Below are 19,993 nucleotides of genomic sequence, written 5' to 3'. Positions count from 1 at the left end.
CTAACCACCACCCACTTTCTCAATTTCCATAAAAATAATAACCTGGTTTTTTTCCACAAACATATCCACATCATTAATTTTTTCTTGCGGTATTTGTTGTGTTAACTCTTGCATCTGCTCCTTATCTCGATAAATGAGCCACCAATCCATCACAGCCTCCATATAACCAATAGAGGGGGTATCCGGAAGATAGTTAGCTATTAGCAATCGACCTCCAGGATTGAGTAAATTAAATAAATTGCTGGTTAATTTTTTCGCAAGACTCTCTGGCAGATAGTCATATAAACCAGCGGTATAAATAAAATCGAAGGTAGGAAGAGGCACTGTGTTACTAATAATTTCAATTAGAGAGGCATGAATTGTTTCTCCAAAGCCCTTTATTATTTCTGCGGCAACAGCAAGTGATTCCTTATCCTGATCAATAGCTACAAATTTCCCAATATTTCTGTTTTGAATCGCCACACTATCTAATGCTTCTCTCAAATAGCCACAAGCGACTGAGAGAATATATGGATTCGCAACCCGTTCTGCAGTTTGATTAATCTTTCTGGATAAAATACGTTTTCTTTCACGAACAGCATGACATGCATGACTTATACGGTTAAGCTCGCAATTTAGAATTTGCGGAATTTCGGATGAGCTAGCGCAAGGTGGCGCTGCTTTATCATGGTTATATATAAAGTCGATCACTACGGGATCACCCGCATAGCCGCGCGGTTTTTCAAATGCCCGACGGGTTAGCGGATCTTGTAAGAAAAACTGGCTTACGGCATGTTCACGATATTGGGGGACAAATTGTTTCCATTCTTCTGCTGAAGAATGGCTGCGTATGTGGCTTAATCCATCATAAAGGGTACTACACGCATCAGAGAATTGGCCTTGATTGATTTTAATTTTTACTTGATTCAGTAAATTGTTTTTATTCAGTTGATCCATATTGTGGTTAAACCTCCAAGAGAGCTTTCAACGGTTTTCGAATGTCCCATTTCCCCTGGCATTACATACCCCCGGATACGCCCAGCGTTTCACCAGTTATAGCGGCGGCGGCATCGGAAGCAAGATAGATGGCAGCTGCTGCAATCTCAGACGAATCTATAAAACGTTTCAGAGGTTGCTTACTCCAAAGATGCTTATGGAGAACCTCCTCCTCGGTGATCCCGTCTGCTCTGGCTACCTGTGCTATTTGTTGCATGACCAATTCAGTTTTCACAGCACTTGGCAAAATAGCATTAACTGTAATACCCTCGTTCACAGTTTCAAGTGCTACTGTACGCGTGAGACCCACAACGCCGTGTTTTGCAGAGACATATGCGGATTTATAAGGGGCACCCTTTTTACCATGAACAGAAGAAATATTAATAATTCTTCCATACTGTTGTTTTTTCATAAAAGGGACCACGTACTTCGTTAACAAGAAGGGGCCGGTCAGCATGACATTAATCAGTTGGTTCCATTTTTCCAAAGGGAAATCCTCTACCTTGTCAATATGCTGCAAGCCTGCATTGTTGACCAGAACATGGACATTTCCCCGCTCTGCGATCACCTGTTGGACAAAAAGCTGTACTGATTCCGGGTCTCCAACGTTTACTTCGTAACCTTTTGCCCGGTCTCCAATATCTTTCGCACGGCCAACCGCACTTTCCGCGTTCAAATCACCGATCGCGACGAAGTCACCATTTTTAACAAATGCTTCGGCAATAGAATAGCCAATGCCGCGAGCGGCGCCTGTGACGATAACTGTTCTTTCCCCATGGAATGGCATTGCATATCCCTCATTTCTTAATAAATAGCCGTGCAGGCAATTACCAAACAATGTGTAATACGAAGCTCTAAGCTGCTTTTCAATATTCTGTTACATAGAATTATAAAATTCTACTGAAATAAAAGAAGTCCCCAAAATTGGGTATTTCTTTTATTCACTAATTGAGGAATCATGGAGATGTCTGTCAGAATATTTAAGGGAGGCCATTCATGATGAGTAGGAAGAGAGTGGCTGTTATCACTGGAGGAATACCATAAAACGATTAGTATAAATCAGCATGCTGTGGCTTATGAAATTCTCGCAGCAGGCAAGAAAATGATTGAACTGAACAAGAGGGGCATCATCATTAACAACCCATCTGTACTCGGATATTTGGCTAGCCCCGGAACCTTTCCTTATCACGTGAGCAAAGGAGCAGTCAACATGATGATAAAATCTGTGGCGCTCGAATACACCCCTTACGGGATCAGAGTCGTTGCAGTAGCACCAGGCTTCGTTGATACGGACCTACTCCAGGAATTCAGAGACTTGGGAATCATAGATCAGATTAAAGCCAAAAGTATGAGCAACAAATTGATTGATCCAAAGCAAATAGCTGATGCTGTATATATGATTTCATTGGAGGAAGCCAGAGCTATTAACGGGAGTGTTGTCATGCTTGACGACGGATATGCCTCCTTTAAATAGGAGTGCTGTTGTTTTGGTGTATGTAGAACTGATAGCTCCCCTCCTCCTAAGCGCTATGAAAATTTCTTAAGAAATGCCCCTTTATGATTGACACTCGTTTTGGCATAGATTTTTTTGATAAACGTACGAACCGTACTTTGACTAATCCCACAAATATCCGCAATTTCAGGTACGTTTTTATTTTCCAGCCACCCATAGGCTATTTCTTTTTCACGATTGGTTAATGCATATCGATCAAAGAGAGAATAGGTCAGCTCTTTTTGTAGAAGGGAGTCCTTTTGAGGCAATTTGTCTTCAATATTCCTTGCCAGATGTTCAATGAGGGGCAGTGCGAATGTAACCTCATGAAAATAATGAAAACAAAGGCTTAGATAGCCTATAGTTATATTTTTTATTCGAATAGGTGTACAAACAGAAGACAATTCGGCGAACAATTTGTTGCTATGCTCGTCTCCAATGACGACAGACACCGCTCGATGCTCCATAGATAATGAAATGGCATTGATTCCCGCGTTTTTCATGGCGAATGATGTACCGTTTCTTATATTATTTCTTTCAAAATAACCTTTTAACGAATCGGTACCGCAATAATCGATAACGGTTCCATCCGTATCCGTAATCACAAACAAATAGGGTATCGACAGCATCTCATTCATATTCCGAGTTTCTTCTTGCAGTAAATGCAGAATTTCTTTTCGTTCAATCAACCTCTCTTTTATTTCAGACATACTGAGAATATTAGGAAAATGATCGTTTACTTCAAGTAATATTCTGTGGTCCATTATTCTCCCTTCTCCCCTTTAAGAATAAGTGACTAATAATGAAATCGATCTCCTAATCATCGCCACTGCCGAATCCGGCAGCCATTCGCAAAAATGAAAAAAGCCCCGTCCATATTTTGATAGCCATAACAAAATAGACGGAGGCTCCGTCGTATTCGGCAACTGGCTGGCATAGTAATCTAGGTTTCACCTTAGCCCCTGTAGCTTTGCGTCACCACCTTTCAGTGGGTTTGCTATTGTCGTACGAACAATAAATTTTTAATTATATAGTATAATATATATGCCGTTTTATCGTTTGGGAATAGGACCTTTCTATCAAGTATGACATAATGCGACAATCAATTGTCCCTATTTGAGGCATTTTAGAAAGAAGTTTTTTCGAATTGCGCTGATTGGCAAAACGGTCGAGAACAGAAAGGAGTCCCCCTCCCCTTGAAGACGGTCAGGAATACGGCTCCTCCTGCAATGCCCCCCGCTCATTCATCAATTTTTTTAGCTTCTCTTCCGTGCCTGTATTCGGTGTATAGATACTGCAGCGCAGATCATGCTCACCATAAACCTGCAAAGACGTAAGCTCAAACACCATCTTGCCCGCCTTGGCATGCCTGAATTCGAGATGAACATCCGGCGCGTAGCTCACCTGGCTCTGCTCCCACATCTGTTCAAAATCCGGATAACGATTTTTCATCTCCTCCAGAAAATGATCATACCATTCATCTTCCATGTACTGACCATAGTACGAACGGAACATCGCAAGGTAACCGCTCGCGAAATGCTCCCAATTCACTGCCAGCCTTTTGAATTCCCTGCGTGAAAAGAGCAATTCGATCATATTGCGTTCTTCCCGGGGAATCAGCTCAAAATCAAGAAATACATAAGCAGCCGCCAGGTTCCAGCCCACAATATGACAGGTCCGGTCTGAAATAATCGCCGGACAATAGCGCAGCTCGGTGATGATTTTTTCCAGTGAGGGAGTCATGAGCGGCACTTCTTGTTTTGCCGGATAGGATGCTGACAACCCGCTTTCCAGAGCGAGCGAGAACAGGTATTTTCGCTCGTCAGCCGTCAGCTGGAGCGCTGTGGCTACACAATCCAGTACAGACGGAGACACCTTGATGTCGCGTCCCTGCTCCAGCCATGTATACCAGGTGGTGCTCACCCCTGCCAGCTGTGCCACCTCCTCCCTGCGCAGCCCCGGAGTTCTCCGTCTCGCGCCTCCCGGAAACCCGGCTACTTCGGGAGAAAGCTTGGCACGCTGCGCCTTTAAAAAAGCGGATAAAACCTGCAGCCTCGTTTGCGAATTCATTGGTCTCTCCTTTTTCACAACGATTCATTAAATTATTATGGTACTAATTATACTAGCATAAACTATATCTTGTAATAGGATAAATTTCATGACATTCTATCCCTGATAACAGAATTTGTTCAGTTCAAGGGAGGTTCCTTTTATGGAGAAAGAAAGAGTCGTAATCACAGGCATGGGCGTTATTACGCCGCTGGGCAATAATGTGGAGACGTTCTGGTCCGGCCTTGTACGCGGGAAATCCGGAATTTCGCAAATAGATTCGCTGGATACATCAAAGCAGAAGGTGAAAATGGCGGGGATTGTACATGATTTCGATGCAAATGCGCTTTTTGGCACTAAAGAAGCCCGCAAAATGGACCGCTTCTGCCAGTTCGCTCTGGCGGCTGCGGATGAGGCCCTACAGCAATCAGAACTCAAGCTTGAAGAGATAAATAGGGAGCGGTTCGGGGTGTATGTCGGCTCCGGTACAGGAGGTATTCAAAGCCTGTTGAACCAGAGCGCCGTTCTCGCCGCACGCGGACCGGAACGGATCAGTCCGGTTCTGGTGCCCATGATGATTTCCAATATGGCAGCCGCCATGATCAGCATCAGGTATGGCGCGCTTGGCCCCTCCATGTCGCCGGTGACCGCCTGCTCCATTGGAAACACTGCTATTGGAGAAGCTTTTTTCAATATCCAGGCCGGGCGTTCGGACATCATGATCGCGGGCGGCACAGAGGCGGCCCTAACGGATATTGCCCTGGCCAGCTTTGCCAATGCGACTGCCCTCTCCACCCGCAATGCACAGCCTGAGCGGGCAAGCCGCCCGTTTGACGCGGAACGGGATGGATTCGTCATGGCGGAGGGGGCCGGCATCCTCGTTCTGGAATCCCTCTCCCATGCGCAAAACAGAGGAGCCACCATTCTGGCAGAGGTGATCGGTTACGGGGCGAGTTCAGACGCCTACCATATGGTAGCCACCCCGCCGGACGGACACGGGGCAGCTCGGGCGATGGTTGCTGCATTGTCCGAAGCCGGTATCTCTCCGGAACAGGTGGACGTCATCAGCGCCCATGCCACGAGCACGATGATCGGGGACCGCTCAGAGACCGCCGCGCTCAAGCAAGTGTTCGGAGACCATGCGTACCGTATGCCGGTCACAGCGAACAAGTCCATGACCGGTCATATGCTGGGGGCATCAGGCGCCGTCGAAGCGGTTGCGTTGGTGAAATCTCTGCAGGATGGCATCGTCCCGCCGACCATCAACCTGGAGACGCCTGATCCGGAATGCGACCTTGACTACGTGCCGAATCAGGCACGGCCGGCTGAGCTGATGATCAGCATGTCCAATTCCTTCGGCTTTGGCGGGCATAATTCCGCCATCCTTTTAAGGAAATTCATCCCATAATATATTACACTCAAGGGCCGTCCCGCTGCATGAAAAATGGGACGGCCCTTGAGCATATATATGAAATAAATTACAATATTATAAGTTATATACACATCAAGAAAGAAGGAAACGCCGCTGAAAAACAGATTGCAAATCGCATGGATAACTGTGCTGCTTGTCCTTGTGTTTATGGCTGGATGCACCCAGCGGCCAAACCAGGCCGCGGAAACTGAAACGGGCACCGATACTCCCGGCATTCAGACAGGCTCTGTTCCCGTAGTCTCCCCCGCTCACTGGTCATATGAAGGCGACACCGGACCAGAGCACTGGGGGGATCTGAATGAAGATTTCCTGGCATGCAAATACGGAACACAGCAGTCCCCCATCAACATTAAACGCTCCCAGCTAACGTCCTCGGATGCCATTCAGCCGATAGAGATCCATTACGGCATTGCGGAAGCAAATATACAAAACAACGGACATACGATCCAGGTCAGTCTGAAAGATGCCAACCCTTACATCATGCTGGACGGAAGCAGATTTACGCTTGCCCAGTTCCATTTCCATCACCCGAGCGAACATCAGATTAACGGACAAAATGCGGACATGGAGCTGCATTTTGTCCATCAAAGCGAGGACGGTAAAACTGCGGTGCTTGGTGTTCTGATCAACAATGGCGCTGAAAACAAGGCGTTCGAGAGCATATGGAGCAGCATGCCTGCCAAGGAAACAGAAGAAACGGTTGAATTGGAAGGCACCATTAATCTCGCATCCATGCTTCCGGAAAACCTGCATTCCATCCGTTACAACGGCTCGCTTACAACTCCATCATGCACTGAGGGGGTAAGCTGGATTGTGCTGGACAACCCGATTGAGATGTCGCAAGCGCAAATTGATCAATTTGCAGCCATTTTTCCTGACAATCATCGTCCGGTACAGCCCTTGGGCGAGCGTAAAGTAGTGAGCGAGTAACGATGAAACGTTGAATAGACCTCAAATAACCGGCTTCGAACTTGAGGCCGGCTGTTTGAGGTTTTATGTGTTCTTCCAGGCGTCAAGACCAGCTTCTCCCTTCACAAATAGCTCAATCTCGGCAAAACTCTCCTCCCCGATTTGAATCAGCACGATGGAATACACTCGGCGTGTCAGACTGGACATAAGCCTGTCCCCTGTACTGACGTCAAATTCCTCTCTGTAATCACCTAATTTGTGAAATCCGCTAGACATGTTCATCCATAATGCTCCATTTTTTCTACGTCCATTAACTTTCATTCACCTTCACCCGACCTTCCCGATGTTCTATTTTTTTATCGGCACGCAAGTCGATTTTCATGTGTCTTTGGCCGAAATTTCCTCCATACCCAAACATCCACTAAGGAATTTTTGTTAGCTCCTATGCTAATGTACACCTGTAACTGATATATCTACCAATCAAGGAAGTGAGATGACCCATGAAAAAACTAGCTACTGCTACTCTAGCTCTCTCAATGCTTTTCTCTGCTGCAAGCACCATAATTCCAAGCTCCGCTTCTGCCTCCGATTCTGCCCAGGAATTTTATGCAACCAGCGGAAGCAAAATCGTCAATACCGCCAAGTCCTATCAGGGCAAAGTTACATACAAGTTTGGTGTTCGCAATCCTTCCAGGCTCATCTTTGATTGCTCCTCCTTTACTCAATTTGTGTTCAAGAAGAACGGGATAAACATACCTTGGGGGTCCAAAGCCCAGGCTAAACGAGGGAAGGCAGTGAACAGCAAGAGCAAGCTGTCCGTCGGTGATCTTGTTATGTTCAGCGTGAACAAGCCCGGTCGGATCGACCATGTTGGCATTTATGTTGGAAACGGCAAAATGATCAGCAACATGCCGAACAAGGGTGTTGGCATCGCCAGTATTAATACAGGCTACTGGGGCAGCCGCTATATCACTGGACGACACTTTTAGAGGTTGTTCAAAAAGTCATCTTTTGATCACGAAGGAAGTCAGGAGGCGGACTCGACATCGAATCTTGAATTCAGCCGAGACTAAGCAGATGCTTCCGAAGCATGTTTCCTGCGGAAACATTTCAGGTGCTCACGTACCCAAACGTACGCTCCGCTCCTCAGTCCCTAGCTTCATTCAACCTTCTTGATGCTGAAAACCTGACTTTTTGAACACGCATTTTTAATATCCGGATATCCGGGGTGTCCTTCAAGGTCCTACGACCTGGGGCACCCCTTTCGTATGCTGTGAGACTCCTGATATAACAAAAAAGAAGTGATATTCCGCACTTCTGCTTCGTATTTCTTATATGGAACCGTTTTCTTTCTAATGTTAATATAACCCTGACGGCAGCAGCCGGTCACCCTTCAGAAAGAATTAAAGTAATCAGGGAGGCGAACAGCAATTATGGATTATATTCGGATTGAAGGAGCCAGTAAACCGGTATCTCGTCTGATTAAAGGCTCCGATTATTTCACCCATGAAACTTATGACACAGCCGTACGCAATCTGGATGCTTTTCTGGCGGCAGGCGGCAATACGCTGGATACGGCTTATATCTATACCGGAGGCCAAAGTGAAGAGGTCATCGGCAGATATATGCAGGAAAAGGGGAATCGGGATCAGTGGGTGATTCTGACCAAAGGGGCGCATCATGATCAAAACGGACCGCGTGTGAACCGCGAAGCCATTGATGCGGATTTGGCCCGCAGCCTGGAGAGGCTGCAGACGTCCTCGGTAGAGCTTTATGCCCTTCACCGGGATGACCCCTCTGTCCCTGTCGGGGAAATCCTTGAAGTCCTGAACCGTCACATTGAGGCCGGAACGATTGAAGCGATCGGCGCCTCCAACTGGACCTGGCAGCGGCTGCAGGAAGCGAATGAATACGCAGCAGCACACGGACTGCGCGGCTTCTCCTTCAGCAGCCCCAATCACAGCCTGGCCAAAGCCAACGAGCCCTTCTGGCCCGGCTGTGTCTCCGCAGACGAGGCAACCTGCAACTGGCATGAACGGCAGCAGCTTCCACTGTTATCCTGGTCCTCGCAGGCCAGAGGTTTTTTTACCGGGCAATTCACACCGGAGCGGCGGGATAACGAGGATTTGGTGCGCGTATTTTACAGCGATGAGAACTGGGAACGCCTTCGCCGTGCAGAACAGCTTGCAGAAGCGAAGAATGCCAGCACGATTCAGATCGCCCTTGCGTATGTGCTGAATCAGCCGTTCCCAACCAGTGCGGTCATTGGCGCCCGCAACCCTGCGGAGCTGGATTCCTGTGCTGAAGGCGCCACGATTCAGCTGTCCCGCGAGCAGCTCGAATGGCTGGATCTGCGCCAGGACCATATCTCCGCCAGCCTGGACTGACGCGGATAAAGCCCATTGACCAGGAACGTTTGAAGAATAGACTCCCTTACCAGCCATGAACGCTCTGACCGTTCATGGCTAAAGCCGTACATAAAATTTCATTTATTTACTTGCCAAACGAACCGAATTGGATTAATTTAAACTTATATAAACCCTATTTTAACTAAAACGAACATGAAGGAGACAGTAATTATGGAAAACCGCCACGCCTCTCATCCCAATGAAGTGAAAGCTTTCGACACGGAGCGCCTTCGCCGTGAGTATGTGATCGAGTCTTTATTCGTGCCTGGTGAACTGAAGCTGGTCTATTCCCATGTGGACCGCTATATCATTGGAGCCGCCGTTCCGGTTCAGGAAGCAATAGAATTGAAAGCGGATTCTAAAACCATTGGTGCAGATACCTTTCTGGAGCGCCGCGAAGTGGGAATCATCAACATCGGCGGCCCCGGAACGGTAACCGTAGACGGCAGCGATTACAAATTGGACACGCGGGAGTGCCTGTATGTGGGACTGGGAGCTAAAGAAGTGCTGTTCAAGAGCAGTGATTCCGCCAATCCGGCCAAATTTTATTTAAATTCGACACCGGCCCATAAAACCTACCCGACCGTGAAAACAGGTCCTTCCGATGCCTTTAACGTTCATCTCGGCTCCATTGAACATTCCAATGAACGGACGATTTACCGTTATATCCATGATAAAGGCATTCAAAGCTGCCAGCTTGTGATGGGCATGACGATACTGGAACCAGGCAATATGTGGAATACGATGCCGGCGCATACCCATAACCGCCGTTCCGAGGTATACCTGTATTTTAACCTTCCGGACGATGCTGTGGTATTCCACCTTATGGGCGAACCGCAAGAGACACGCCATGTCGTCATGCGTAATGAACAGGCTGTCATTTCCCCAAGCTGGTCCATTCATAGCGGCGTAGGCACTCATAATTACACATTCATATGGGGAATGGCCGGAGAAAACCAGATTTTCGAGGATATGGACGGCGTGGCCATGGGCGAGTTAAGATAAGAAAAACGTCTATCGACGTACATTCACAGAACGGATGACTGCTTTATGAACCCTCTTCGTAGATATGAAATAATTATGGAGGTCCTGCTGCGTGACAAAGAAGTGACGGTCAATGAGCTCAGCGAGCGCCTGAATGTCACCGGCAAAACGATCCGCGAGGATCTTACCAAGCTGGAGGAGCAGGGCTTCGTCGTACGTGTTCATGGCGGAGCCATGCTGGCTAGCCGCGAGCAATACGGGATTCTGCCCGAGCATGAATCGCAAATCAAGCACCTGTCCGAAAAAAAGCAAATTGCCGCTGCAGCAGCATCGCTCATCGTCGAGAACGATATTATTGCCCTGGACGGCGGCAGCACGACCCAGGAAATTGCAAAGCAGCTGGGACCGGAACCCATCACGGTCATTACCAATGATGTATATATCATCAGCGAGCTGGCTCCAAAAGATCATATTCGCCTTGTCGTGCCAGGCGGCTACCGTGTCCGTAATGTGCTTGCAGGGCCGGAAGCAGTGGCCTTCATACACGGCCTGAATATCCGGAAAGCATTCATCTCTTCTACCGCCCTCCACCCGGAGAACGGCTTGTCCGTGTATACAAGCGATCTTATCGATTTCAAACGGGCGCTGATCGCGGTCTCCAAAGAGGTGTACGCCGCTGTCGATCATCACAAATTTGGACAGACCGCCCTGCGCACATTTGCCCCTCTGTCGGATCTGACGGCCATTATCACGGACCGGATTCCGGATAGCGAGCAGGGCCAGCGTATCAGGGAGACAGGCGTCCGTTTAATCAGTAACACCTGATTCTATCCATCCGACATCTATATAAAGGAGTGTCATTATTATATGCAATGGTTTCAGCTTGAAGGAAAAACGGCGCTTGTCACAGGCAGCTCCGGCGGAATCGGGGAAAGCATCGCGATTGGTCTTGCTGAAGCCGGAGCCGACGTCGTGACCGTATCCAGATCAGGCAGTGAGCAAGCGGTCTCCTCCATTCGTGCTTTGGGAAGACAGGCGCTTGATCTCAAGGCCGATCTAGGCATGACCGACGGTATCGAGCAGGTGCTCACTGATGCCCTGAGCTTAACGGGAAACATTGATATTCTCGTCAATAACGCAGGCACGATTCGCAGAGCTCCAGCGGCAGAGCACAGTTTGCAGGACTGGAACGATGTCATCAATTTGAACCTCAACTCCATTTTTATCCTGTCACAGCTCGCCGGACGGCATATGATCAGCCGCAGCAGCGGCAAAATCATCAATATCGCCTCCATGCTCTCCTTCCAGGGCGGCATCAACGTTCCCGGATATACGGCGAGCAAGCATGGCATTGCCGGTCTAACGAAAGCGCTGGCCAACGAATGGGCGCAAAAAGGCATCCAGGTTAACGCTATCGCTCCGGGCTACATTGATACGAACAATACGGCGCCGATTCTGCAGGACCCTGACCGAACACGTTCCATTACTGAGCGCATTCCGGCAGGGCGCTGGGGCACGCCAGAGGATCTCAAGGGACCAGCCGTATTCCTCGCTTCCGCTGCCTCCGACTATATGAACGGGCATGTCCTGTGCGTTGACGGCGGCTGGATGGCACGCTAATTCTCCGAATCACCGGCTTTAGAATAGAAAGGTTTCCGCTTGCCTTGGCTAGCGGAAACCTTTTTCTAATCCCAGTATTGAAGGAGGCGACTTTATTCAGTCAAAAATTGTTTATCCAGTTGGTTTCACATCGGCAAAGCTGGTCCCGGATTGGCCGGCAATGTTGAACAACCGGTTCAACATGATCACGGAATCCGCACGGTTTAATTTAGCTTCGCCGTTAAACTTGTTTCCGCCTACACCTTTGATGACACCTTTGTCAAACATGGATTGAACCGCACCGATCGCTTTGAATGAAGAGTCGATGTCGGTAAAGACCGATTCCACCGGTGTGCTTGGTTTTGCTGGCTGCTCATCTTCATCCGCCGGTGTATTTTCCGGCCTGGTTTCAGGCTCGGTGCCAGGCTTTGATTGTTCCTGTCCCGGTTTTGAAACTGAACCATTGTTCGAACTGCCACCCGAGGATGAATCATCCGAATCGTCGTCATCATCATCCGAATCATGCGGTTTCGGCGTTGTCGGCGTCCCTGGAGTTTCTGGAGTTTCTGGCGTTCCTGGTGTTCCCGGTATTTCTGGCGTTGTCTTGGCGGTAATTTTAAAGTATATCCGCTCGGCATTTTCCTGATAACCGCCGTTGAGCAGCAGTGCAACATAATATTCGCCCGGCGCAATATCCGCCATAGTGGCTACTTTGCCCTCGCTGTTGTCATCCAATATCAATTTACCGTCAGGCAGACTCGGCACATAGTCCCATTTTTGTGAAGCAGGACCGCCTGGACTTTCATCCTTCTTATAAATCCCGATCCAATCCGTCAGGCTTTGGGCGCCTTTATAGCTGACTGTAATCGGTTCGCCATGAGCGAAAACGGTTTTTTCCAGACTTATCGTCGCTTTTTCAATTTCCGGATCTTTGGGCAGCTCCAAGTCATTGTAACTGCGCGGAGTTACGGTGAAAGTCGAAACCACAGCTCTGTGGTCGGATACCCAGGTATCCAATTCTACATCGGATTTCGTAAAAGAATTGGAGTTTCCTCCAACCACCTGCTTCTCGCCATAGACCTGGCTGTTCTTTACAACAGCGGGACCGTGACTGTATACATAATCGATCCGATCATACATTTCCGGGTTCTTCCATTCCGTTCCTTCAGCGGCCCAAGTAATGGTAGGCTCCGCTACAGAATCGGGATGCATGACACGATAGGAATCCTGGAAACCAAGCTCCTCCAGCTTCTTGGATACCGGCCATTCAACGACCTGACCATTATGGCGATCTTTATTACCTTCGACCCAGTCCAAGTGCGACGGAACGTTGAAATCGCCAGTGAGGAATACCGGCATTCCTTGGGCGGCCAAAGCCGGAAGCTTGTTGAACGTACTCTTCATTTCTGTCATATGATATATATTCTCGTTCTGCAAAACGGCTTCGACCGTTTTACCCTCTTGGATATCGTATGGACCATAAGGTGAAGAAGACAAATGGACATTACCGATGGCCACCGCCTTGTCCGGCACGACTTCGATCAGATAATAGTCATTCGCTTCATCAACCTCGATGATTGGATATTTGCTGATCAGACTGAGGTCGCTGTTTGCTTTGACGGCGGCATGAAACCCGAGCAATTGCGCTGCTTTGACGACGATATCCCTGTCCGTTTCCTGAATGCCCGTCACATCGGCTCTGCTTTCACGGATGGCGTTTGCAATATGCTGCGCTGCACCGTCAACGCCGTATTTGGATTTGACCGGTCCTTGCCAAATATTAAAACTCATCACGGTTAAATCCACCTCGTCCGGGGCCACATATCCTGGAAGCAGCGCTCTCGCGAAGGATTGCGATTGTAGTCCTTCGTGTTCGGAATAGACCAGGAGGGAAGTAGCTCCATCAGGCACGACGGTTCCCGGTTGAAACGAGAACACGACATCCTCCTGATAAGCAGCGCTCGTTACCGTGGCCACTTCCGGCACGTCAGAGAGCATACCGCTCGTTCCGCCCCAATACAATTTATAATTTTGAATGATCTCATTATCTGCAGGCGGTGTAATCGTGACATCACCAGTAATGGTTTTATCACCGTCTATTGCTGCGTCCAGAGACATACCGGAAGGCGCCGGCAACGCTTCAATGGCAAACGAGACGCTTGCCTCAACTTGATACCCGTCGTTAACCAAAAAATGAAGGGTATAGTCCCCCGGCTTCAAGGAGGAAGTATTGAATGTTAAGGTACCTTCTCCAGTCCCCGTGTAGTGCCACTCCAGGTAGTTTTTCAGATTATCATTGGAAGCTTCATATAAAGCGATCCAATCTTTTTCATTAACCGCCCCTGAATAGGTTACCTCAACGCTTTCACCCTGCCAGTAAACCGACTTGTTCGTAGCCATTGTATAATCGGCCGCATGAGCCTCTTGCGCAAATAGACCTAGCATTGGCATACCAAGGACGACTGCAAGCATGGCGCATATCAGACGACTAAATAATGATTTCACTTGGGACACAGTATGTTTCCCTCCCTTTCAGGTCGTTGTAATATTCTCGTAGTTGTTTAGGAAGATTCCTAGACATCTGTTTCTAGCTTAAAGCCGAAAACTCAAGTCAATATAAAATACAAGTGAATTCATTGTTAATTGTTCCGTTTTGACTTTACACAAAAAAGCAAAAAGCCAGCGGACACAAGATACGTGTTCGCTGGCTAAGTGGCTGTCGGCCGATAATCTGCAGTGACCCTCCTATTCCTGGCTCCCTGCATTTTTTATTCCCCGGCAAATACATCCCATCTATGCCGAAATTTTTCAAGCCGTGGATGGACGATTTCCGGCTCAGCGGATAAGAGCAATCTAAGCTGAACAATCCACTCCTCAAACGTGGAAAAAGAAGCGAATAAATGGGCCATTTCTGGAGTCATATAGAGAAAATACGGGGCCGGATACGCCTCGGTCAAATAGCGCAAAGCGGTATCGATCGGTGTGTATTTTTTTCGTTTACCATCCCAATTCTGAATGCTAACCATGGAATGACCGGAATCGAGCTTCCATTCTTCCAGACGTTTTTGCCGTTTATGAAAAGCGCTAACCGGCTCCTTCCACATTCGCCGGACCGTATCTTCATGCAGCGGGTACAGGACCAGCTTGGCAAAAGCGCGTTGCTCAAAAGCTGTGTAAGCGCGCTCCAGCTCAGCATCCGTTACTTCTTCAAAAGCGTCATAAAAAATCAGCGTTCCCTTCCGGGTCTCTTCAGGCGGTTCATATCCGTAAGGAACTCTTATGTTTTGTCTTGCCATCCCTTCTCCTCCTCTGCAGCAGTTCTTGCGAAATAACCAGCTATCTATATAGTGTCCTATTTGAACTCTACTGTAACAAAAAAGTCTATCGATGAACAAAAAATCCGCGCCGCGCGCGGATTTCCTGTTTTAAAATATTCGATTTAACTATTTCAAATCGGAAAGCAGATTTTTCATTTTGGAATAATAACCGCTCACCCGGTCAACCGTGTAGTTGTACAGTAGCTGGTTCTCCGCCAGCGCAGACATCTCCTTGTCAATGTCCACATTGTTCTTGTTGTTGTTCATCGTTGTGTTCTGATCTTCAACAACCTTAAATTCCACCTGATTGGAGGCGCTCGGCATGGGCAGATGTCTCGGATCGGTACGCTTCAGGACAAGCTGGCCGCTCGATCCGCTTTCCAGCTTGCGCTTCAGCTCTGCTTCAAACTCAACAGACTGGGCCTTGTAATACGGCGTATCGGCATTAGCGACATTGTTCGCGATCACGCGGTTTCTGGCATTCAGCGCGACCAGCAGGGATGCATTCAGTTCATTATTATTGGAATGAATCATGGTGACATTCTCCTCTTCTTTCTGGATCCAAAGAGACAAATATAATTATTTATCGGCTCCTTCATTGCAGAAATGAATAGCAAACACCTCTGATCCGGAGGTTTTTTAATTTCGCCTTCTGGATCGATTAGTATAAAATTAATGCGCTCAACAAATAAAGGCGGGGACATCCTATGGACTCATTGAAGTCCAAGGCTGCCTCCGCCTTATCTTTCGACATACTTAACGAATTCTCCTAACGTTCGCCTGCATTTCCCTTATCGGAATCAACTGCTGAAGAGATCGGATACTCTTCCCCGTCCACTTCAACCGTGCTGCCTTCCTGAATGGAATAGTCTTCATTGATTGTAACCAATACCTTATAAGAATAGGAAGGCTGCTTCGCTGTAGGTACAGCATCCGGTGTCACCGGCTCAAGCGTAAAGTCTTTGAATTCATGCCGGTTCCCCTCCGGGTCTGTAATGTTGATCGACTCCGGTTCAAATGTCTCCTGCCGTACGACGTCTGTGAATGCAAACAAAAGTTTTAACCCTTTCGCTGTTGAGCCTTCCTCTTTCGCCAGCAAAGTCACTTGTACTGCCGGAGCCTCCTTCTGCGGCGAGGCCGGCTCCGTTTGCGTTATAGCGACGGTCGACGTATCATTCCTCTGGGCCTTCTGCAGAGGAGTGCCTTCCGGTTCCGGGCTTAACAGACCGGAGGCGAATACGACCACTGCCGCAACCAGAGCGCCCGTGGCAAGCAATACCAGCAGCGCTCTGCCCTTGCGCAGCTTACGCATCGTTTGCAGCAGTGGCGGATCGGTTGCCCGTTTCGCCTTATTATAGAATGCCAGATAAGGGCCTTGCGCCGGCTCGAAATGACGCCGCCACAGCGATTTCTTGTGCAGGCCCTCTTTTCCTTCCTCCTTGAAGAACACCATCAGGCTCTTCTGATAATCCGGATGGAAGCCTGTACGCGGGTTGCCGAATTCCGTATGCTGCTCGCTCCAGCGGATAAAGCGGCAGACGAGCTCAGTGTCTCCTGCCCAACTCCGCACATCCTTCAGCAGCGCGCCGAAATTCAATACCCTGCTCCCTTTCTCCGACAGCTCGATATAAGCAGGAAGCAGCCGGGCATAATTTCCGTTTTGCAGCTCAGCCGACAGCCAGCGCATGGCCCAGCCCCGCACATGCTCCCGTTCCTGCTCCGAAAGCTCCATAAGCAAAGAAGGCTCCGGCTTCTCTGTTATGAACCAATCATAAGCCGCCACAAATTCAACAGCCAGCGACTGCAGCCTCGGCGGGAGCTGGGCTACCCATGGGCCAAGATCGGGGCGGGTGCAGAAGCCCAATTGCTTCAGTTGGGCTGGCGTGATCTCCTGCAGCTTAACCTCTGTCAGCAGGAAACGCTCCCCCGCTTCAAAGAGCCTGTCCAGCATCGCTTCTTCTGCAGGCGTGCCGAGCCTTTCATGCATCATGTTCAACACACTTTGCTGAAAATGCACCGTTGCTTCATGTCGCTGCGGCATGGAACGCAGCCGATCCATGACCACTGCTTCCGCCAGCTTCTGGAACTCCGGACGATTCAGCAGCTCAGGCTGAACCCTGCCCCAGTCCCGGAATAGGTCAAGCATATCCTGTACGTCAGCAGCCCTCGCAAGCTTCTCTTGTGCATAAGGAAGGAACAGCGCGTTCGTCAAGGCGCCTGTGCTGAGCACCTTATGTAAAAATGCAGCGAGAAGCGCCTGGCTGCTGTCGATAATTTGGCAGATCCGCGCTGCCATGTCCGTTCTTGTGGCGGAATGCAAATTGTTCAAAGAGCGGATCAGGAACTCGATCAGCTTGTTGCCGAGATACGAGGAATCGGCGTTGTAGTAATCCTTGAAGCACTTGACCACGTCCGGGTCTGGCAACGCTCCTTGTCTGACGGCGTCAAACTCACGGTCGAACGCGGCCAGAAACAGATCATTCAGCCTCATCCGCCGACGCATTGCTTCCGGGCTGGTCAGGTATGCGTTCAGCCCTTGAAGTACCGACGCTTTATTCCGTTGATACCACTCGTTCTCGCCCCGTTCCATCCGGTAAAAGACGCTCAGCTCATCGTAGCCCTGCAGGCTGAGCCCGCGCCCGGCTTCCATTCCGTTCAGCATCTGATCCGCGAACTTGAAGAATGCTTCAGGGGATTCTCCGCTTTTTACATGCTCCCACATCAACTCCAGAAATGGCCTTTCAGCCTCTTCGGCCTCTGCGTTCAGAATTCGTCCCTGCGGAAGGTCAAACACAAATTCCTTCTCAATATTCCGGTCTCCCGGACGCAGGCCGCCCTGCACCACAAACGTCAATTGAATGCCTTTCCTGCTGGCAGGCTCCGCGGCATAGGTCAGGAAACCAAGCTTCTTTCTGAATGCGTAAGGCATATAGCCGTACAAAACAAACAGCAGCTTTTGAGCAGCGGTAGAGGTTTCCTCAGCCGGGACATTCAGCGAGACATATACCTTTTTGCGGCCAGACAGCGACATCATGACCGCATACAATAGTCTTTTGAAAGTCTGCTCATCAATATTCAGCTCGGAAAGCACGGATGCCGGTGCAACGGCGGGATATATCTTTTCCGCAGGCAGAGTGTCCAGTTCAGGCAGTTCCATTCCCTGTTCGATGTCGTAGGAGTCCGCAAATGCTGTATTCAGCCACAGCTTGTAATCTGCAGCCCCTTCCCCGTGACCGGCAGGAATGACAAAATTATGCGTAAAGAATGCGCTTCTTAGGCCCGTAAAATCGGCAGCCTTATAGAGGCTGCGCCCCAGCACGATATCTCCGTTCTCTGTCCGCACGAGGTGAACGGCATCTGGATAAGCCTTCTCGTCCTTCTCCCCACGCGAAGTCAGCTCTGTCGGCGCATCATATATACACAAAGGATGCAGCACTTTCTTGATCCAGTTGCTCTCCAGCCCCTGCGATTTGGCAATCGTATCAAACCCTTCAGCGGACCGGAAAATGCCTTGCCTTTCACGGGTATACATCTGCTGCTGAATGGGCTTCAAACTGCTCAATGCAATTCTCTCCCCTCAACATACTTCAGTTTATACAGCAGCCAGATGAAAGGCTCATCCACCCGGATCGGGCTGACCAGCCCCTGCAGCTTCTGATCCACCGGATTGCTGCCAAGCGCGGATACGGCAAAATAAGCGGTGTTGGAAAAATAGACATCCATCGTGCCTTTGAACGGCCTGTCCACCTTCTCGATGAAACGCCGGATTTCACCGTCAATATTGGCAATCTCGGTCAGATCCAGATAATTGCGGTGCTCCATCGGGTTAAAAATATTGCTGTTGCTCTTGATATAAGTGCCTTCCTCATCGGCAAGCGCCGTCAGCATGTCACTCTTGGTCAGCACCACGGCGGTCGGAATGTCCGTTTTCGTTTTATCCTGATAAGCGATGAAATCACCGAACAGGGTCAGCACCACATCACGCGGCTCATCATACTGGGAGACAAATTCTCCGGGCTTGTCGCCAATACTCAGCTTGATGCGCTCACGAATGGAGCGAATCTGCAGCGGGTCGACCATGAACAGAATGCCTGCCGAATTTTTGATATGCTGGCCGTGCAGACCGAGATAATCCTGATCTACCATGCCTTCACCGGCCACGTCAAAAAAGACCAAGGTCAGCGGCGCCTTCTCCTCATCCTTGAACACAAACTGAAAAATGAAAGGCTCCTGCATCTTCTCCTTTTGTGTGGACGAGAGCAAATCGCCCCGCTCAAACAGCGGCTCCTCGTACAGGGTACGGAATTTTCGGCTGATCTCGGCGTTCAGCGGCATGCATGCAGCGCCGAAATGATCGGCGGTATAATGCTGCAGCGTATGAATCAGCGAGGTCATGTAGACTGACTTGCCCGCCTGCGATGCCCCGATAATGGAAATGATGTTGCTCGGCACCTTGCCGGCCGTGACCGGCAGCTCGTTATGGCAGTGCGGACACAGACGGCGCCGGGTCAGTTCCCCGTAACGGTCCGTCAGACCGATCAGCACATGATCGGAATACATGTGATGCTCCTCCGGCACATCATGCGGATGAATCACCGCCTCCATCTCGTACACCTGGTCGAGGCCGAAGCGCTCCCGGTATTTATTCAGCAGCTCGTCCTCGCCAAGCGCGAAATCCTCATCATCCTCACGGTGATGCGCAGCCCGGAAGACTACATCCTCCGGCGAAAATTTGCTGAAGCAATACGGGCAGACGATATCATAGAACAGCGGCCTGGGCTCAGGCTGCAGTTTCTTTTTAAAAAATTGTTGAAAAAAGCCCACTACT

Annotated in this window: 17 protein-coding genes, 1 pseudogene and 1 riboswitch; of the genes and pseudogenes, 8 read left to right on the top strand and 10 right to left on the bottom strand. The window is 49.2% G+C overall.

What is annotated here, in order from left to right; all coding sequences use genetic code 11:
* On the bottom strand, window positions 1-936 hold the full coding sequence (locus ACE41H_RS00955; protein ID WP_375352638.1) for a class I SAM-dependent methyltransferase: 936 nt from the start codon (window positions 934-936) through the stop codon (window positions 1-3).
* Between the two features lie 61 nt (window positions 937-997).
* Window positions 998-1,762: a 3-hydroxybutyrate dehydrogenase gene (locus ACE41H_RS00950; protein WP_375352637.1), complete on the bottom strand. Its 765-nt coding sequence runs from the start codon at window positions 1,760-1,762 to the stop codon at window positions 998-1,000.
* A 237-nt stretch (window positions 1,763-1,999) separates the two neighbouring features.
* Between ACE41H_RS00950 and ACE41H_RS00945 the strand changes: the two are divergent.
* Window positions 2,000-2,449: pseudogene (locus ACE41H_RS00945) on the top strand (SDR family NAD(P)-dependent oxidoreductase); the annotation flags it as partial.
* A 53-nt stretch (window positions 2,450-2,502) separates the two neighbouring features.
* On the opposite strand, the gene ACE41H_RS00940 reads toward ACE41H_RS00945, so the two are convergent.
* Window positions 2,503-3,231 carry a helix-turn-helix transcriptional regulator gene (locus ACE41H_RS00940; RefSeq protein ID WP_375352635.1) on the bottom strand — a complete coding sequence of 243 codons (729 nt, stop codon included), beginning with the start codon at window positions 3,229-3,231 and terminating at the stop codon, window positions 2,503-2,505.
* Window positions 3,232-3,385: 154 nt separating this feature from the next.
* Window positions 3,386-3,476, bottom strand: a riboswitch (cyclic di-GMP riboswitch).
* 197 nt (window positions 3,477-3,673) lie between these two features.
* Window positions 3,674-4,537, bottom strand: a complete 864-nt coding sequence (locus ACE41H_RS00935; protein ID WP_375352633.1) for a helix-turn-helix transcriptional regulator — start codon at window positions 4,535-4,537, stop codon at window positions 3,674-3,676.
* A gap of 142 nt (window positions 4,538-4,679) precedes the next feature.
* Between ACE41H_RS00935 and fabF the strand changes: the two genes are divergently transcribed.
* Together fabF and ACE41H_RS00925 are read left to right on the top strand one after the other, a co-directional pair.
* On the top strand, window positions 4,680-5,924 hold the full coding sequence (gene fabF / locus ACE41H_RS00930) for a beta-ketoacyl-ACP synthase II (RefSeq protein WP_375352632.1): 1,245 nt from the start codon (window positions 4,680-4,682) through the stop codon (window positions 5,922-5,924).
* A gap of 129 nt (window positions 5,925-6,053) precedes the next feature.
* On the top strand, window positions 6,054-6,878 hold the full coding sequence (locus ACE41H_RS00925; RefSeq protein WP_375352631.1) for a carbonic anhydrase: 825 nt from the start codon (window positions 6,054-6,056) through the stop codon (window positions 6,876-6,878).
* Between the two features lie 63 nt (window positions 6,879-6,941).
* Here the strand turns inward: ACE41H_RS00925 and ACE41H_RS00920 are convergent, their stop codons facing one another.
* Window positions 6,942-7,139 (bottom strand): hypothetical protein, encoded by a 198-nt coding sequence (locus tag ACE41H_RS00920; RefSeq protein WP_375352629.1) that lies wholly within the window; start codon window positions 7,137-7,139, stop codon window positions 6,942-6,944.
* A 218-nt stretch (window positions 7,140-7,357) separates the two neighbouring features.
* On the opposite strand from ACE41H_RS00920, the gene ACE41H_RS00915 reads away from it, so the two are divergent.
* The 5 genes from ACE41H_RS00915 to kduD all read left to right on the top strand — a co-directional run bounded on the left by ACE41H_RS00915 (window position 7,358) and on the right by kduD (window position 11,869).
* Window positions 7,358-7,846, top strand: coding sequence for a C40 family peptidase (locus tag ACE41H_RS00915; protein WP_375352627.1), 489 nt, complete (start codon window positions 7,358-7,360; stop codon window positions 7,844-7,846).
* Between the two features lie 444 nt (window positions 7,847-8,290).
* On the top strand, window positions 8,291-9,244 hold the full coding sequence (locus ACE41H_RS00910; RefSeq protein ID WP_375352626.1) for an aldo/keto reductase: 954 nt from the start codon (window positions 8,291-8,293) through the stop codon (window positions 9,242-9,244).
* Window positions 9,245-9,436: 192 nt separating this feature from the next.
* The gene (gene kduI / locus ACE41H_RS00905; protein ID WP_375352625.1) at window positions 9,437-10,270 is read left to right on the top strand and encodes a 5-dehydro-4-deoxy-D-glucuronate isomerase; all 834 of its coding nucleotides are present in this window, start codon (window positions 9,437-9,439) and stop codon (window positions 10,268-10,270) included.
* 45 nt (window positions 10,271-10,315) lie between these two features.
* On the top strand, window positions 10,316-11,074 hold the full coding sequence (locus tag ACE41H_RS00900; RefSeq protein WP_375352623.1) for a DeoR/GlpR family DNA-binding transcription regulator: 759 nt from the start codon (window positions 10,316-10,318) through the stop codon (window positions 11,072-11,074).
* A 42-nt stretch (window positions 11,075-11,116) separates the two neighbouring features.
* Window positions 11,117-11,869: a 2-dehydro-3-deoxy-D-gluconate 5-dehydrogenase KduD gene (gene kduD, locus ACE41H_RS00895; RefSeq protein ID WP_375352621.1), complete on the top strand. Its 753-nt coding sequence runs from the start codon at window positions 11,117-11,119 to the stop codon at window positions 11,867-11,869.
* Between the two features lie 111 nt (window positions 11,870-11,980).
* On the opposite strand, the gene ACE41H_RS00890 is transcribed toward kduD, so the two are convergent.
* The 5 genes from ACE41H_RS00890 to ACE41H_RS00870 form a co-directional block, all read right to left on the bottom strand.
* Window positions 11,981-14,362 carry an endonuclease/exonuclease/phosphatase family protein gene (locus ACE41H_RS00890; RefSeq protein ID WP_375352619.1) on the bottom strand — a complete coding sequence of 794 codons (2,382 nt, stop codon included), beginning with the start codon at window positions 14,360-14,362 and terminating at the stop codon, window positions 11,981-11,983.
* A 254-nt stretch (window positions 14,363-14,616) separates the two neighbouring features.
* Window positions 14,617-15,144 carry a hypothetical protein gene (locus ACE41H_RS00885; RefSeq protein WP_375352617.1) on the bottom strand — a complete coding sequence of 176 codons (528 nt, stop codon included), beginning with the start codon at window positions 15,142-15,144 and terminating at the stop codon, window positions 14,617-14,619.
* A 147-nt stretch (window positions 15,145-15,291) separates the two neighbouring features.
* The gene (flgB, locus tag ACE41H_RS00880) at window positions 15,292-15,699 is read right to left on the bottom strand and encodes a flagellar basal body rod protein FlgB (RefSeq protein ID WP_375352615.1); all 408 of its coding nucleotides are present in this window, start codon (window positions 15,697-15,699) and stop codon (window positions 15,292-15,294) included.
* A gap of 235 nt (window positions 15,700-15,934) precedes the next feature.
* Window positions 15,935-18,727: a GAP1-N2 domain-containing protein gene (locus ACE41H_RS00875; RefSeq protein ID WP_375352613.1), complete on the bottom strand. Its 2,793-nt coding sequence runs from the start codon at window positions 18,725-18,727 to the stop codon at window positions 15,935-15,937.
* Window positions 18,724-19,989, bottom strand: a complete 1,266-nt coding sequence (locus tag ACE41H_RS00870; protein WP_375352611.1) for a TRAFAC clade GTPase domain-containing protein — start codon at window positions 19,987-19,989, stop codon at window positions 18,724-18,726. The genes ACE41H_RS00875 and ACE41H_RS00870 overlap by 4 nt, the downstream gene beginning before the upstream one ends.
* Window positions 19,990-19,993 lie beyond the last annotated feature (4 nt).

It is taken from the genome of Paenibacillus enshidis, assembly GCF_042136365.1.
GTDB classification, from domain to species: Bacteria; Bacillota; Bacilli; order Paenibacillales; family Paenibacillaceae; genus Paenibacillus; species Paenibacillus enshidis.
The sequence above is the reverse complement of the archived record's forward strand: the minus strand, read 5'-3'. Positions and strand labels throughout refer to the sequence as shown.